The 13,555-nt window shown below is 59.6% G+C and carries 19 protein-coding genes; 11 read left to right on the top strand and 8 right to left on the bottom strand.

Going from position 1 to position 13,555, the window contains the following annotated elements:
- Positions 1 to 86: 86 nt before the first annotated feature.
- The 3 genes from rho to hemE form a co-directional block, all read right to left on the bottom strand.
- Positions 87 to 1,352, bottom strand: coding sequence for a transcription termination factor Rho (gene rho / locus AC0V6X_RS13510; RefSeq protein WP_486185066.1), 1,266 nt, complete (start codon positions 1,350 to 1,352; stop codon positions 87 to 89).
- Positions 1,353 to 1,573: 221 nt separating this feature from the next.
- Positions 1,574 to 2,026 (bottom strand): CopD family protein, encoded by a 453-nt coding sequence (locus tag AC0V6X_RS13505; RefSeq protein WP_486185065.1) that lies wholly within the window; start codon positions 2,024 to 2,026, stop codon positions 1,574 to 1,576.
- Between the two features lie 6 nt (positions 2,027 to 2,032).
- The gene (gene hemE, locus AC0V6X_RS13500; RefSeq protein WP_486185064.1) at positions 2,033 to 3,049 is read right to left on the bottom strand and encodes a uroporphyrinogen decarboxylase; all 1,017 of its coding nucleotides are present in this window, start codon (positions 3,047 to 3,049) and stop codon (positions 2,033 to 2,035) included.
- Between the two features lie 344 nt (positions 3,050 to 3,393).
- Between hemE and AC0V6X_RS13495 the strand changes: the two genes are divergently transcribed.
- From AC0V6X_RS13495 to AC0V6X_RS13450, 10 genes are all read left to right on the top strand, one after another.
- Complete coding sequence (locus AC0V6X_RS13495; RefSeq protein ID WP_486185063.1) at positions 3,394 to 4,239, top strand: pyruvate, water dikinase regulatory protein; 846 nt, start codon at positions 3,394 to 3,396, stop codon at positions 4,237 to 4,239.
- Positions 4,236 to 4,832: a Maf family protein gene (locus AC0V6X_RS13490; protein ID WP_486185062.1), complete on the top strand. Its 597-nt coding sequence runs from the start codon at positions 4,236 to 4,238 to the stop codon at positions 4,830 to 4,832. The genes AC0V6X_RS13495 and AC0V6X_RS13490 overlap by 4 nt, the downstream gene beginning before the upstream one ends.
- Positions 4,829 to 5,692: a shikimate dehydrogenase gene (gene aroE / locus AC0V6X_RS13485; RefSeq protein WP_486185061.1), complete on the top strand. Its 864-nt coding sequence runs from the start codon at positions 4,829 to 4,831 to the stop codon at positions 5,690 to 5,692. The genes AC0V6X_RS13490 and aroE overlap by 4 nt, the downstream gene beginning before the upstream one ends.
- The gene (gene coaE, locus AC0V6X_RS13480) at positions 5,689 to 6,300 is read left to right on the top strand and encodes a dephospho-CoA kinase (RefSeq protein ID WP_486185060.1); all 612 of its coding nucleotides are present in this window, start codon (positions 5,689 to 5,691) and stop codon (positions 6,298 to 6,300) included. Before aroE ends, coaE begins: the two co-directional genes overlap by 4 nt.
- A 41-nt stretch (positions 6,301 to 6,341) precedes the next feature.
- Positions 6,342 to 7,040, top strand: coding sequence for a DNA polymerase III subunit epsilon (gene dnaQ / locus AC0V6X_RS13475; protein ID WP_486185059.1), 699 nt, complete (start codon positions 6,342 to 6,344; stop codon positions 7,038 to 7,040).
- 40 nt (positions 7,041 to 7,080) lie between these two features.
- Positions 7,081 to 7,644 (top strand): ribosome hibernation-promoting factor, HPF/YfiA family, encoded by a 564-nt coding sequence (gene hpf / locus AC0V6X_RS13470; protein ID WP_486185058.1) that lies wholly within the window; start codon positions 7,081 to 7,083, stop codon positions 7,642 to 7,644.
- A gap of 169 nt (positions 7,645 to 7,813) precedes the next feature.
- Complete coding sequence (locus tag AC0V6X_RS13465; protein WP_486185057.1) at positions 7,814 to 8,275, top strand: PTS sugar transporter subunit IIA; 462 nt, start codon at positions 7,814 to 7,816, stop codon at positions 8,273 to 8,275.
- Entirely contained in the window at positions 8,265 to 8,732 is a 468-nt protein-coding gene (locus tag AC0V6X_RS13460; RefSeq protein ID WP_486185056.1) for a PaaI family thioesterase, read from the top strand. Before AC0V6X_RS13465 ends, AC0V6X_RS13460 begins: the two co-directional genes overlap by 11 nt.
- Positions 8,733 to 8,746: 14 nt before the next feature.
- The gene (locus AC0V6X_RS13455; RefSeq protein ID WP_486185055.1) at positions 8,747 to 9,082 is read left to right on the top strand and encodes a DUF1491 family protein; all 336 of its coding nucleotides are present in this window, start codon (positions 8,747 to 8,749) and stop codon (positions 9,080 to 9,082) included.
- A gap of 218 nt (positions 9,083 to 9,300) precedes the next feature.
- Positions 9,301 to 9,966, top strand: coding sequence for a cell wall hydrolase (locus AC0V6X_RS13450; protein ID WP_486185054.1), 666 nt, complete (start codon positions 9,301 to 9,303; stop codon positions 9,964 to 9,966).
- A 267-nt stretch (positions 9,967 to 10,233) separates the two neighbouring features.
- Here AC0V6X_RS13450 and xth read toward each other — a convergent pair whose 3' ends face one another.
- The 3 genes from xth to AC0V6X_RS13435 form a co-directional block, all read right to left on the bottom strand.
- The gene (gene xth / locus AC0V6X_RS13445; RefSeq protein ID WP_486185053.1) at positions 10,234 to 11,040 is read right to left on the bottom strand and encodes an exodeoxyribonuclease III; all 807 of its coding nucleotides are present in this window, start codon (positions 11,038 to 11,040) and stop codon (positions 10,234 to 10,236) included.
- Between the two features lie 235 nt (positions 11,041 to 11,275).
- Complete coding sequence (locus AC0V6X_RS13440) at positions 11,276 to 11,605, bottom strand: HesB/IscA family protein (RefSeq protein WP_486185052.1); 330 nt, start codon at positions 11,603 to 11,605, stop codon at positions 11,276 to 11,278.
- A 52-nt stretch (positions 11,606 to 11,657) separates the two neighbouring features.
- Positions 11,658 to 12,089, bottom strand: a complete 432-nt coding sequence (locus AC0V6X_RS13435; protein ID WP_486185051.1) for a CBS domain-containing protein — start codon at positions 12,087 to 12,089, stop codon at positions 11,658 to 11,660.
- A gap of 196 nt (positions 12,090 to 12,285) precedes the next feature.
- Between AC0V6X_RS13435 and AC0V6X_RS13430 the strand changes: the two genes are divergently transcribed.
- Positions 12,286 to 12,600 carry a hypothetical protein gene (locus tag AC0V6X_RS13430; protein ID WP_486185050.1) on the top strand — a complete coding sequence of 105 codons (315 nt, stop codon included), beginning with the start codon at positions 12,286 to 12,288 and terminating at the stop codon, positions 12,598 to 12,600.
- Between the two features lie 29 nt (positions 12,601 to 12,629).
- On the opposite strand, the gene AC0V6X_RS13425 is transcribed toward AC0V6X_RS13430, so the two are convergent.
- Positions 12,630 to 13,037, bottom strand: a complete 408-nt coding sequence (locus AC0V6X_RS13425; protein ID WP_486185049.1) for a (2Fe-2S) ferredoxin domain-containing protein — start codon at positions 13,035 to 13,037, stop codon at positions 12,630 to 12,632.
- A gap of 20 nt (positions 13,038 to 13,057) precedes the next feature.
- A complete protein-coding gene (locus tag AC0V6X_RS13420; RefSeq protein WP_486185048.1) occupies positions 13,058 to 13,555 on the bottom strand; it encodes a DUF2497 domain-containing protein in 498 nt (165 codons plus the stop codon).

Genomic DNA, 13,555 nt, shown 5'->3' with positions numbered 1-13,555 from the left:
GTACACCCATTCTTGTGCGGTTCAATAGTCACCGCCTGACCTAACTGGAAAGGGCCGCGTCCATTGCTGGATTGCGGCCCTTTCACCTACTGATTCATCGTGTCGAAGAAGTCCTCGTTGGTCTTGGAATCCTTCATCTTGTCGAGCAGGAATTCCATCGCGTCGACTGTGCCCATTTGCATCAGGATACGGCGCAGGACCCACATTTTGGAGAGCTTGTCCTTCTCCACCAGCAGCTCTTCCTTGCGGGTGCCGGACTTGCCGACGTCGAGCGCTGGGAAGATGCGTTTGTCGGAAACCTTACGGTCGAGGACGATTTCCGAGTTACCGGTGCCTTTGAACTCTTCGAAGATCACTTCGTCCATGCGGCTGCCCGTGTCGATCAGCGCGGTGGCGATGATGGAGAGCGATCCGCCTTCCTCGATGTTACGTGCGGCACCAAAGAAGCGCTTCGGGCGTTGAAGAGCGTTGGCATCGACACCGCCGGTCAGCACCTTGCCAGAACTTGGCACAACCGTGTTGTAGGCACGACCCAGACGCGTGATCGAGTCGAGCAGGATGACAACGTCATTCTTGTGCTCCACCAGGCGTTTTGCCTTTTCGATCACCATTTCAGCGACTTGGACGTGGCGGTTGGCAGGCTCGTCAAAGGTTGAGGAGATCACCTCGCCCTTCACACTGCGCTGCATGTCGGTGACTTCCTCGGGCCGCTCATCGACGAGCAAGACCAGCAGGAAGACATCTGGGTGATTGTCGGTGATCGCCTTCGCAATGTTCTGCAGCAGCACCGTCTTACCGGTGCGTGGCGGCGCGACGATCAGCGCGCGCTGGCCCTTACCCTGCGGCGAGATAATGTCGATCACGCGGGCGGACTTGTCCTTCACCGTCGGATCAAGCGTATCGAGGTTCAGCTTTTCCTCTGGGTAGAGCGGCGTGAGGTTGTCGAAATTGGTGCGCATCCGCACTTTCGATGGGTCTTCGAAGTTCACCGATGAGAGGTCGGTCAGGGCGAAATACCGCTCCCCTTCTTGCGGCGCGCGAATCTCGCCTTCGACCGTATCGCCAGTGCGCAGACCCCATTTGCGGATCTGGTTGGGCGAGACATAGATGTCGTCGGGGCCAGCAAGGTAATTCGCTTCGGGCGAACGCAGGAATCCAAAACCATCTTGCATCACTTCGATCGTGCCGATGCCCATGATCTTCTCTTCATATTCCTCGTCTTCCGCGAGTTCGCGAAGGATCGAGAAGAGCAGGTCCTGCCGGCGCATAGTGCCCGCCGCTTCTACGCCAAGCTCTTCCGCCATGGCGACCAGATCGGCCGGAGTGCGTGCTTTTAAGTCTTTGAGATGCATTTGATATTCGTTCCAATTGAGTGGAAATAGCAGGCCGGTCAGTGCTTCAAATGATGAAGCACCCCGTGAAAAGGTGTCTGGTCAAACAAACGTCGTTTCGCAGCACGGAAAAGGCCAAGGGCTTGGAGAAAGCAGACCTGGCAGAGCCAAAACGCGCTGCCGATACCGTGATTGGTCTTGTGTGAAATACGAGCGCTCTTCGCACACGTCAATGCAACAATTCAGACCAGATAAAGCCGGCCGATATAGAGCGTGATGACGATCAGGATCAGCAGGATGCCTGGAACCTCACCCACAAGACGCAAAGTCTTGTCCGCCAGAGGCCTCTCCCCACGCGCCATCGCCTTGGTCTTGCTGACCAGCCAACCGTGATAACAGGTGAGGAGCAAAACCAGCGTCAGTTTGATGTGCAGCCACCCTTGCGAGAACATCTCCGCCCCGATTGCTTGAGCAAGGCCCAGCACCCAGACGATGATGAGACTGGGCGTGAGGATGATCTTGCGGAGCAATCCCATGCGGTGCGCCCATTTCGCCTCATCCTCTGATCCCGGCGCTGCATCCAGCATGTAAATGCATTGCCGTGGCAGCATGAAAAGACCTGCCATCCAGAACACGACAAAGATGACATGCCCCGCGGTCAGCCACGGATAGATGGTGAGGATTGCGTCTTTCATGCTCGTCTAGCCCCGAAGCGCTTTCAGGAGCTGCTCGACATGATCAATCGGCGTGAATTGCCCGATTCCATGGCCGAGATTGAAGACATGCGGGCGATCCTCGAAGGCGCCGAGGATATATTTGATCCGCTCTGGCAGCATGGGTCCACCGGCCTCAACCAGCAGTGGGTCAAGATTGCCCTGGACCGGCATGCCTTCGGGCAGTGACTGGTGCGCCCAAATCGGATCGAGCGTTTCGTCCAAGCCCACCGCATCAACGCCCGTTTCGCGGGCATAGGCTGGCAGCTTCGCGCCTGCGCCTTTGGGGAAGCCGATCACCGGCGTGTCGGGGTGCGATTGTTTGATCGCGGCGGTGATCTTCGCATTGGGAGCCACCACCCAGCGCTCAAATTCATCGGGGGCCAGGCTGCCCGCCCAGCTGTCGAACAATTGCACAGCTTCCGCGCCTGCATCGATCTGACCGCGCAGATAGGTGACCGAAACCTCGATAATCGCATCAAGGATCGCCTGGAGGCGCGCCGGATCGCGGTAAGCGAGCAAACGCGCTGGCCCCTGATCCTTGGAGCCTTCGCCAGCAATCATATAGGTCGCGACCGTCCAGGGAGACCCCGCAAAGCCCAGCATGGTCACATCAGGGCCAATCTGCTGGCGGGTTAGGCGCACTGTCTCGTAAACCGGGTCAAACCGCTCATAGACAGGCGTGAAATCGCTGAGCTCCGCTTCGAGCAGAGTGGGCGACATCTTCGGGCCTTCTCCTGCCATAAAGGCAAGCCCCTGCCCCATTGCATGCGGCACAATCAGAATATCGGAGAACAGGATCGCTCCATCAAATCCGAACCGCCGGATCGGCTGCACTGTAATCTCAGCGGCTGCCTCGCTGTCATAGACAAGCTCTAGAAAGCCGCCTTTCTCAGCGCGAAGCTCACGATATTCAGGCAGATATCGACCCGCTTGGCGCATGAGCCAAACAGGGGCGATTTCTTGGCGGTTCCCCTTAAGGGTTTCGAGCAAAGGACCAGGCATGGCGTTCCTCTAAACAAATAAATTATAATTATAAATGGGTTGATGGAGTCTGTTGGCCCTGTGGACATTGGGTATATCTGCGCCCTGCCCGATTTGTCCCGTGCTGGAAAGGGTTTTGCGTGGACGCGAATCCGTACAGATGCGTGGTCAAGGATTAACGATCCCCACTATCCCCAGCCTGTTCATAGGCAAACCACTTGTAGAGAACACCTTAGGTAAAAAGGCTGAGAATGGGGGTGATAATTCATGCCCGTCTTGTCGACATGTCTGTCCCGTGGTTTATGCCTAGGGCTTTCCACAGGGGTAACAGTGCCTAGCCCTTCAGCCGGTCAATTCCACACGCCATGATTCGCCTCAACCTTCATCTTGTCTCCGATTCTACCGGTGAAACGCTGGAGATGATCGCCAAGGCGGCTCTGGCGCAGTTCGACGACCCCAGCATTAACCGCCATTTCTGGCCGATGGTCCGCTCCAAGCAGCATCTCGACCGGATCGTGCCCGATCTCGCCGACAATCCGGGCCTCGTGCTGTTTACGCTGGTGAACCCGGATACGCGGGCGCGGTTGGAGGAGCATTGCCGCCATCTTGGCCTGCCCGCAGTCCCGGTGCTTGATCAAGTGACCGCCGCGTTGGAGGCGCAATTGGGGCAGGAGGCGCATGGGCGACCGGGCCGTCAACACTTGATGGATGCCGACTATTTCAAGCGCGTCGATGCGATCCAGTACACCATCGCCCATGATGATGGGATCGCGCATGAGGATTGGGAGGAGGCGGACATTGTCCTTGCCGGTGTGTCGCGCAGCTCCAAGACGCCGACCAGCATCTACCTCGCCAATCGCGGCTATAAAGTCGCCAATATCCCGCTGGTGGTGGAGAGCCCTCCACCCAAGGCGTTGTATGGCCTGAGGAAACCGCTGGTCGTCGGCCTTACCACCGCGCCTGAACGGCTGGTGCAAATTCGGCGCAATCGGCTCTTGTCGCTGAATGAGGGGACCGAGACGTCTTACGTCGACAACGACAAGGTGAAGTCCGAGCTGCAATTTGCCCGCCGCATGTTCTCCGACAATGGCTGGCCGGTGATCGATGTAACCCGCCGATCAATCGAGGAAAGCGCCGCCGCCATCATCCGTCTGGTGCAGGAGCGGGAGCGTAAGGAGCGGCAGGTTGATGGGGTGGGCAAGCCGATATGACTGCGCCCAAATTGATCCTAGCGAGCAAATCCGCCTCACGCCGGGCAATGTTGGATGCGGCGGGCGTCCAATATGAAGCGATCCCGGCGGATATTGATGAGCGGGCGATCGAAGAGGGCTTGCGCGATGCCTCCCCTCCCGAAATCGCCGAGGCGCTGAGCGTTGCCAAGGCTGCCGCTTTGGCCCCCGATCACCCCACAGAACTGATCCTCGGCAGCGACTCCCTCGTCGTGGTCGAAGGCAAACGCTTCGACAAACCGACAAGCCACGAAGATGCAGCTGACCATCTGCGCTTCTTCTCCGGCAAGGTGATGGAATTGCACAGCGGTGCGGCTCTGGTGCGCGGGGACACATGCGAGTGGAGTGGCACCGCCCTCGCGAGCTTGCATGTCCGCGACCTCTCCGAGGAATTCATCGCGCATTACCTTGAGGCGGAGTGGCCTGCGATTGGCTACACTGTCGGCTGCTTCCGGATAGAGGCGATGGGCGTGCAATTGTTTGAGAGCATAGAGGGCGACCAGTTCACCGTGCTGGGCATGCCGCTTCTGCAAGTGCTCGGGGCTTTGCGCGAACAGGGCGCTCTTTTCTCGTGAGTGGCGACAGCCCCCAGGCGCACGTCATCGGTGACCCGATTGCGCAGTCTAAATCCCCGCTGATTCACGGCTTCTGGCTTGAGAAGCTGGGCATTCCCGGCTCCTACGCGTCCGAGCATGTCACGCCCGATGCTCTGCCCGCCTATATAGAAGCCTCCAAAGCGCAGCCCCATTGGGCCGGTTGCAATGTCACCATGCCACACAAGCAAGCGATCATCCCGCTACTCGACCACCTCGACCCGCTGGCTGAGCGGCTGGGGGCGGTGAACACGGTGGTGCGGGGTGAGGATGGCTCGCTCACCGGATACAACACCGATGTTGAGGGCTTTCTGGAGCCGCTGCGAGCCGAGCTAAAAAACCAGCACCTCTTCCGCATGGCGCGCATTATCGGCACCGGTGGCGCAGCACGGGCGATTATTGCGGGGCTGGCGGACCAAGGCTTTACATTGGTGGTGGCAGGACGCGATCCGGCAAAAGCGCGCGCTCTGCTCGACGAACTCGCGCCCAAAGGAGAGCATCACGCGGTCCACATTTCGCATTTCGCTGAGCCAACGGACTTCCCCTTCGATGATCGCGAAGGGTGCCTTGATCTGGTGATCAACGCCTCTCCACTCGGCATGGCCGGAAACCCGCCGCTTGAGTTTGATTGGAGCCATGCGCCGCCGGGCGCGATTGCGTATGATGTCGTCTACAGCCCGCTTGATACGCCGTTCCTGAAGAATGCGCGTGACGCGGGTCATACAACGATTGATGGTCTTTCGATGCTGATCGGTCAGGCCGCCAATGCCTTTGAGCGGTTCTTTGGCGCTGCCCCACCCCGGGAGTACGACATTAAACTTCGATGGCTGCTTCTATCGTGAAACGCCCAACCATCATCGGCCTCACCGGCTCCATCGGCATGGGCAAGTCGACCGTCGCGGCGATGTTTGAGGACGCTGGCGTGCCCGTCTTCGATGCCGATGCTGAGGTTCGCAAAATGCAGGGTCCGGGCGGTGAATTGCTCGACGCCATCGAAGCAGCATTCCCCGGCTCCACGAATGAAGAGGGTGTTGACCGCGATGCGCTGGGCAAATTGGTGTTTGGCGACCGCGAGAAACTCTCGCAGCTAGAGTCCATCGTCCACCCCGCCGTCGGAGCCAAACGCGCGGCGTTCATGGAACAGCACAAGGACGCGCCCGTCCTCCTGTTCGACATTCCGCTTCTGTTCGAAGGCGAAGGGCACAAAGCGGTCGACGTTATCGTCGTCGTCTCTGCCCCGCCCGAAGCCCAGCGCGAGCGCGTCCTTGCCCGCCCCGGCATGAGCGTTGAGAAGTTTGAACGCATCCTGGGCCTGCAGACTCCCGATGCCGAAAAGCGCGAGCGCGCCGATCATGTGATCGACACTGGCACCACTTTGGAGGCAACACAGGCTCAGGTGAGCGCCCTTGTCGAACGATTGCTCGAGCAATTGCGCAAAGACCACTCTTGAGGCTCTTGCTAAGTCGCCGACATGGGTGAATAGTCTTGCAAATGCGCGAAGTGATTTTCGACACCGAAACGACCGGCCTCGACCCCAAGACGGGCGACCGGATGGTGGAAATCGGATGCGTGGAGATGATCGGCCGGGTTGAGACCGGACGCTCCTACCACGCTTATTACAACCCCGAACGCGACATGCCCGCCGCCGCTGAAGCGGTGCACGGTCTGTCCGCCGCCTTCCTCTCAGAAAAGCCGCTTTTCTCCGAAACCGCGGATGAATTGCTCGAATTTCTCGGCGACGCGCCGTTGGTGGCGCATAATGCGGGGTTCGACTTTGGCTTCTTGAACGCTGAGTTGGAGCGGATTGGGCGCGAACCCATCGGCATGGACCGCATGGTCGACACCGTGGCGATCGCTCGCAAAAAGCATCCCGGCGCAAAGCTTTCGCTCGATGCGCTGTGCACGCGTTACGGCATTGATCGCAGCCACCGGGTGAAGCACGGCGCTCTGCTCGACGCAGAACTGCTCGCGCAGGTTTATGTCGAGCTGACCGGTGGGCGGCAGATCGGTCTGGAGCTGGCCGCCGATGCTGTGCCGAGCGCCCCACAAACGCAGGAGCCTAGCGCCATCCCGCTCAAAACCGCTCCCAAAACGCACCGCGAACCGCGTCCGCACGCGGCCTCAGCGGAGGAGTTGGAGCGGCACAAGGAATTCATCGCCGGGATCGAGGATGCGATCTGGGCGAAGTGACACACATTCTTGATTTCGGCACCAAAGGAGGGTTCGCAATATGGATATCCGCATCTCAGGACATCAGGTTGAAACAGGTGCCGCGCTGCAAGAGCACGCCTCCGACCGGCTGAACGGCATTGTCGAGAAGTATTTCGACCGCGCGATTTCCTCGCACGTCACCTTTGGCAAAGCGCCCGCCGGGGCTTTCTCCTGCGATATCGTCACCCATGTAACGCAAGGCCTGATCCTGAAAGCGCAAGGTTCTGCCCACGACGCGCACCACGCACTCGACGATGCGGCAACCAAGGTCGAGAAGCAGCTGCGACGCTATAAACGCCGGATCAAGGATCGGCACGAACGCGCCCTGCACGCCCGCGCTGAGGAAGAGGCCGCCTACACCATCTTCGCCGCTGACGAAGCTGAGGAAGAAATCGTTGCGGAGGCTCCTCCGATAATCGCGGAAACCAGCGTCGACGTTCCCGAAAGCAGCGTTGCGGACGCCGTTATGATGCTCGATCTGCGCGATACCCCAGCGCTGTTTTTCAAAAATGCTGGCACTGGACGGCATAATATGGTTTACCGCCGCTCCGATGGCTCGATCGGTTGGGTTGAGCCGCGTTAGGACTGTAACAACCTGATGCCGGTAGATCCCCTCGGCATATGTAAACAGGCTGGTCCAACCCTATTTTGTTTGAGGTTTTTGCCGCGCCCCTTTGCGGTCAATCGCATATTTATAGGTCCCCGCTGATCTTTCCCAAAGGTCAGAAACCTAACAGGATTTCAAAGTCATAATGGACGTCAACATTGCAATCGTGCCTGAGGCCACTGCGCTGAGCAGCGCTTCGTCCGGCGCCCAGGTCCTTCAAGAGCTCGCCGACCTCTATGCCCGTGTTTACGGGCTGGATGCTGGCGCTGTGCTGGATGGGCTGGAGCAGCGCGAGGCGCTCGGCAGCACCGGTTTTGGTCGCGGCGTTGCGATTCCCCATTGCCGCAGTGCGCAGGTGACCCGTCCAACCATGGCTGTGCTCAAGCTTGAACAACCGGTCGATTTCAAAGCCGCCGATGCGATCCCTGTGGGAGTGATCTTCGGCCTTGTGTCGCCTGAGAATGCTGGCGCAACGCATCTCCACGCGCTCGCCGCCATTTCCCGCATGGTCCGCGACGAAGCAATGTTGACCGCCCTGAGCGATGCGCCCGATGCGGAAGGATTGTTCGCCGTGCTCACCAACCAATTCTTGCGCGATGCCGCCTGAGGGGCAGTCCAGCCCTTTGACGGGTGAGCCCCATTATCGTGGGCTGGAGCAGCTTTACGCAGCCGCGCCGATCAATCAGCTGTTCCGATCCTCGCTTGTGATCCCGTCCAAGGGCCTCTCGCGGATCACCTTCAATGTCACCGACAATGTCTATCACGCGGGCGGCGCCGCGCATGGCTCAGCCTATTTCAAGATGCTCGACGATGCGGCCTTCTATGCCGCGAACACGCATTGCGAAGAGCACTTCCTGCTGACTACGAACTTCAACGTCTATTTCACCAAGCCGGTGCGCGAAGGCGAGATCATCGCGGAAGGCAAGTGGGTGAGCGGCAAGCGCCGCGTCTATGTCGCCGAAAGCCGCTTGATCGACGCAGAGGGCGATGAGGTCGGGCGTGGGAGTGGCACATTCATGCGGTCGCGCATTTCGCTCGCCAAGCTCGACGGATATTCCGCTTAAACCGGCGGCAGACTATGTCTGAGAGGCTCCCTGCACACCTCGAAATCGCCGGTCTGATTCGAATGGTCGAATCAGAAGGCGGTCATGCGATGGTCCTCGCAAAGGGGGAGCGCGATGCTGGAACTGTGTTGATAGTAACCATGTGTCGCAATCAGGACACACAGCTATTTGAGCGTATGCCGCAACTGGATGGGACCAGGCCCTTTGTGCCAACAAAGGCTCAAAACCCTGAAAAACCGTACGAATTCTCCGAATACCTAGATCGTCGGCGGAGCCAAGATCCGGATGTCTGGATCCTTGAGGTGGATATCGCCAATCCAGAGCGCTTCATCGAACTTTTGCCGCGTTAACTTGACATAGTTTCACATGAGACTATTTGGGCGCGGAACTTCCCAAACGCGCAGGCTTTGTTGAGCGGCATTTCGGTCGCTGACTTGGCACGCAGACGGGGGGCAGCCGGCAGGCATAGAAACTCACCTTTCTTCGGGACCAAACCCTCCTAGGCGTTTGCGCGCCACAAGGTCTCATCCTGCGTCGGAGCTCGCTCACCGCACAAAAAGTGTATCTGATGAGTCGTAAGACTTATTCTTTGAGTGCTGTCGCCGCTGCCGCGATAGCCAGTTTGAGTTTCTCCAGCGCGGATAGCGCTGTTGCGTCTGCCCAGGATGTCGCTGATGCGGCTGAGGGCGATGCAGTGGTTGAGCAGGCTCCTGAGGCCGCTCCCGAAATCATGCCGGAACAGCCGGTCTTTATTGCGCAAGAAGTCGTCCAGCCGCTTGAGAGCGCGGAAGATGCCTCCGCGCCCGCACCCGAAGCGACCTCGCTGCGTGAGCTGGTTCGCACGGTCGACACCGATGCGCAGCTTTCCGAGCAAATGCGCTGCCTGGCTGGCGCGGTCTATTTCGAATCGCGCGGTGAGCCGCTCTATGGCCAACTCGCCGTCGCCGAAGTCGTGATCAACCGCTCCGAAGATGCACGCTGGCCCGCCAGCTATTGCGGCGTTGTTTATCAACGTTCGCAATTCTCCTTCGTGCGCGGTGGTCGGATGCCGAACATCAACACCTCCTCGCCCGCATGGATTAGAGCCACGGCCGTCGCCAAGATCGCGCATGAAGGCCTGTGGGAGAGCGAGGCCAGCGAAGCGGTCTACTTCCACGCCAATTACGTGCGCCCCCGCTGGAGCCGCGCCAAAACACGCCTCGCCCAGATCGACACGCATATCTTCTATCGTTGACCCTCAAACGCCGGGCGCGGGCCATCCGGCCCGCTTGGCTTCGGCCTAACCGGCCGGCGCGCAGTCGCGCGCTGGCTCACCTTCGGCTCGCGAATACCGCCTTCCAATACCGGTGAACTCCGAGGCTTGCCGTACTTTGCTGCGTAATCGCGGAGCACGGCTGCGCAGCAGCCGCAAGGGCGACCGCCCGCCCGCAGCGGCTCCGTAGCGTAGCGGAGGACGTCTAGCGAGGACGCGCGCCCGGATGGGCGTGCGCAAAACAAGAACTCAGTCGGACAAAGACGCCCAGGTCGGGGCGTGGTCACTCGCCTTTTCTCGCCCGCGATGCTCTTTATCGACGCCGACGGCTTGCAGGCGGTCGGCTAGCTCAGGGGAAAGCAGGATGTGGTCAATGCGAAAACCGTGGTCGCGTTGCCATGCGCCTGCCTGATAGTCCCAATAAGTCCACACGCCGCCGCGCGGATTGTGGGTTCGCACAGCGTCCGTCCAACCATCGGCGAGCAGCCTAGCATAGGCGGCGCGCGATTCCGGTTGCATTAGCGCGTCCTGCGCCATCGCTTTCACTGCATAGACATCATCATCTTCGGGGATGACGTTGTAGTCGCCCAGCACCGCTGCGGGCACTTCCTCGGCCCAAATTTCAGCCATGTGCGCGCGCAGTTTCTCCATCCAGGCGATCTTGTAGTCGAATTTGGGTCCGGGTTGCGGGTTGCCGTTGGGCAGGTAGATGCACACGATCCGGGTCGTGGCACCATCCTTCGTGATGTTCGCCTCAAGATAGCGGGACTGCTCGCCTTCACCCTCTTTCGGGCCGTTGATGCCAAGGCCACGCTGCACTTCCTCGACTGCATATCCCGCCTTGGTGTCAGCCAGGATTGCGACGCCATTGAAGCTTTTCTGCCCGTGCCAGATGGGCTGGTAGCCGAGCGCTTCGAATTCGCTGGCGGGAAAGCCTTCATCCTGGCTCTTGATCTCTTGCAGGCAGGCGACCGAGGGGCGCGTTTCCTCAAGCCATTCCTTGAGCCGGGGGAGGCGCGCTTTGATACCGTTGATGTTATAGGTGGCGATTTTCATGGGCAGGTTCATGCCGCAATGTGGGCGGCGGGTCCATGCGGGGAGGAGTCTTTTTGCGCTCGCGGCAAATTGCCCTGAAACTCTTTGGCGCAATTGCCTCCGCGGGGGCGGCCTGACCGGCCGGCGCACGGTCGTGCTTGCGGCCCTCTGGGCCGTTCGGGGTTCTAAACGTGCGTTGAGTTGGCTGGAGGCTACCAACAACACCCGGACGGTAAGTCCACCCGGCTGGTAAAGCCTAGATGCCGAAGGAGGAGCCGCAGCCGCAGCCGGCGGCGGCTTGGGGGTTTTCTACGCGGAAGGCCGCTCCGCCCAGCGATTCGACGAAATCGACCACGGAACCTCCGACCAGATCGAGGCTTACGGGGTCGACGACCAGCTTCACGCCATCGGTTTCGCTCACCGCATCGTCGCCTTCAGGCGCGTCGGCGAGGTCGAATTTGTACTGGAAGCCCGAGCATCCACCCCCTTCGACCGACAGGCGCAGAATCGCAGGCTTGGTCTGCTTTTCGGCGATCAAGGCAATCCGCTTTGCAGCGGCGGGGGTCAGGGTTAGGGTTTGAGCCATAGGAGGGACTTAGGAGGCGCAGCCCTGTTCCTCAAGGGGTAGGGGGCGATCATCAGACGGTCTGAATGTAGTCGCGCAAGGCAGCGGCTTCGTGTTCGACCTCATCAATCTTGTGCTTCACCATGTCGCCGATGGATATGAAGGCGACAAGCTGACCGTTCTCCACCACCGGGAAGTGGCGGAAGCGGCGGCGGGTCATCAGGGCGAGCGCATCGTCGATCAGCGTATTGGGCTCAACCGTGACGGCGGGTGAAGTCATAATGTCGCCCACGGTCAGGTCGAGCGCGGCTTGGCCTTTCTCCGCAAGGCAATAGATCACATCGCGTTCGGAGATAATGCCGGCGACTGTTCCGCCCTGGAGCACAGGCAGCGCGCCGATTCGCTTCCCGGCGAGCATGGTCACAGCTTCCGATACCGGGGTGGTGACGTCGCAGGCGATGATGTCAGAGCTGTCCCGATTGGCGATGATTTTGGCGATAGTCATGGGCGCGCAACCTCCTCTTGCGGACCAAAAATGCCACTAATTCGACCAAAAGGCGAATCCGGGCCGCATAATTGCCTCCGATCCAGAGCCATTCGCGTAGCTGCCGGTGCCGTTCTGTTGGCCGCCTGCCGCAGGGACCACGGCGCTGAGCCAGTTGTGAGTTGCCAAGATGCCTTTCGACCCGCATGGGATGCCCATGGTCAAGAAGTCCCCCCTCGATGATCCGGAGAATGCGGCCCACGCCTGGGCGCGCTATCGCCAGATCATGAAACTGCTGATGGCGGTGACGGTGGGGACTGTGCTGCTTGCCGTGGGAATCCTGTTTGCCTTTAACGGCATGATTTCAGTGCATTTCTACATCGCAGTGGCGATTGGAATCAGCTTTACAATGCTGCTGGGCGGCGGGTTGATGGGGTTGGTGTTCCTCTCCAACGGAACGGGGCACGACGAATCGGTCGACAATCGTATGCCTGACCCGGATGAATTGTGGTCAGGTAAGGACGACGATTAGGGGCGAGGACTAGGTCCGACGACTAAGCTCTATTTGAGCGGCGTCAGCCTGAATTCCTCAACCGGCACTCCGCCAATCAGATGCTCGTCGATAATGCGGTCGAGCACGTGGGGGCTGCACGAGTGATACCAGACACCATCGGGCCACACGACGGCGATGGGGCCTTTTGAGCAGATTTGCAGACAATCGGCCTTGGAGCGCTGAATGCCACCGGGGCCTTTGGGATGATCGGGAGTGCGCTTTGGCCCGACCAGCCCGCGTTCCTTCAACTGCGTCTTGAGGTGCTGCCAGGCAGTTGCACCCTCTTCGGGCGAGCAGCATTTCTGCTTCTCGGAAAGCGCGCAGAGGAAAATCTGCCTCTCGGCCTTTGTGCGATCCTCTTTGCCATAGTGGCGACCCAACGCGGATTGCGCTGCGAGTAAGTCTTGCGAGCTCATAGGGGTTGGTGTGCCAGCGTTTACTTACGCTTGCCAGCGATCCGTGCGATTTCGGCCTGGACCAGCTTTTCGACCATGCTCGGCAGGTTCTTGTCGAGCCATTCGGCGAGCATTGGACGCAGCAATTCGCGGGTTAGCCCTTCGAGCGAGGTTTCGCCCGAACGCACGATCTGCGGTTTTGCAGGAGGCTCTGCCAGCATGGCGAGAGCGGCGAGGTTTTCCTGCATCGCGCCGCGCACTTCGTCAGCGATCAGAGGTTCATCCGCATCCGCTGCGTCATCGTCTCCGTCATCCAGAATTTCGGTAAGTTCGAGATCAGCAAGATCGAGCACTTCGTCTTCTTCGGCAGCTTCTGCCGATTGCGCAGACGCAATATCCTGAGCGAGGGCGTCAGCCTCTTCAGCTTCTTCCACTTTGCGTTGGCGGGCGCGTGATACGGTGGCGCGGGTGTCGCGCTCCATCACTTTCTTGATCGATTCAAGGATTTCCTCGACCGAGGCTTCACCACTATTCGACAC

It is taken from the genome of Erythrobacter sp. S267, from assembly GCF_057365045.1.
The sequence above is the reverse complement of the archived record's forward strand: the minus strand, read 5'-3'. Positions and strand labels throughout refer to the sequence as shown.

What these genes read in the sequence shown, in the direction of transcription:
- rho (WP_486185066.1), bottom strand. Translation starts at nt 1,352, where the DNA reads ATGCATCTCAAAGACTTAAAAGCACGCACTCCGGCCGATCTGGTCGCC.
- AC0V6X_RS13505 (WP_486185065.1), bottom strand. Translation starts at nt 2,026, where the DNA reads ATGAAAGACGCAATCCTCACCATCTATCCGTGGCTGACCGCGGGGCAT.
- hemE (WP_486185064.1), bottom strand. Translation starts at nt 3,049, where the DNA reads ATGCCTGGTCCTTTGCTCGAAACCCTTAAGGGGAACCGCCAAGAAATC.
- AC0V6X_RS13495 (WP_486185063.1), top strand. Translation starts at nt 3,394, where the DNA reads ATGATTCGCCTCAACCTTCATCTTGTCTCCGATTCTACCGGTGAAACG.
- AC0V6X_RS13490 (WP_486185062.1), top strand. Translation starts at nt 4,236, where the DNA reads ATGACTGCGCCCAAATTGATCCTAGCGAGCAAATCCGCCTCACGCCGG.
- dnaQ (WP_486185059.1), top strand. Translation starts at nt 6,342, where the DNA reads ATGCGCGAAGTGATTTTCGACACCGAAACGACCGGCCTCGACCCCAAG.
- hpf (WP_486185058.1), top strand. Translation starts at nt 7,081, where the DNA reads ATGGATATCCGCATCTCAGGACATCAGGTTGAAACAGGTGCCGCGCTG.
- AC0V6X_RS13465 (WP_486185057.1), top strand. Translation starts at nt 7,814, where the DNA reads ATGGACGTCAACATTGCAATCGTGCCTGAGGCCACTGCGCTGAGCAGC.
- AC0V6X_RS13460 (WP_486185056.1), top strand. Translation starts at nt 8,265, where the DNA reads ATGCCGCCTGAGGGGCAGTCCAGCCCTTTGACGGGTGAGCCCCATTAT.
- AC0V6X_RS13455 (WP_486185055.1), top strand. Translation starts at nt 8,747, where the DNA reads ATGTCTGAGAGGCTCCCTGCACACCTCGAAATCGCCGGTCTGATTCGA.
- AC0V6X_RS13450 (WP_486185054.1), top strand. Translation starts at nt 9,301, where the DNA reads ATGAGTCGTAAGACTTATTCTTTGAGTGCTGTCGCCGCTGCCGCGATA.
- xth (WP_486185053.1), bottom strand. Translation starts at nt 11,040, where the DNA reads ATGAAAATCGCCACCTATAACATCAACGGTATCAAAGCGCGCCTCCCC.
- AC0V6X_RS13440 (WP_486185052.1), bottom strand. Translation starts at nt 11,605, where the DNA reads ATGGCTCAAACCCTAACCCTGACCCCCGCCGCTGCAAAGCGGATTGCC.
- AC0V6X_RS13435 (WP_486185051.1), bottom strand. Translation starts at nt 12,089, where the DNA reads ATGACTATCGCCAAAATCATCGCCAATCGGGACAGCTCTGACATCATC.
- AC0V6X_RS13430 (WP_486185050.1), top strand. Translation starts at nt 12,286, where the DNA reads ATGGTCAAGAAGTCCCCCCTCGATGATCCGGAGAATGCGGCCCACGCC.
- AC0V6X_RS13425 (WP_486185049.1), bottom strand. Translation starts at nt 13,037, where the DNA reads ATGAGCTCGCAAGACTTACTCGCAGCGCAATCCGCGTTGGGTCGCCAC.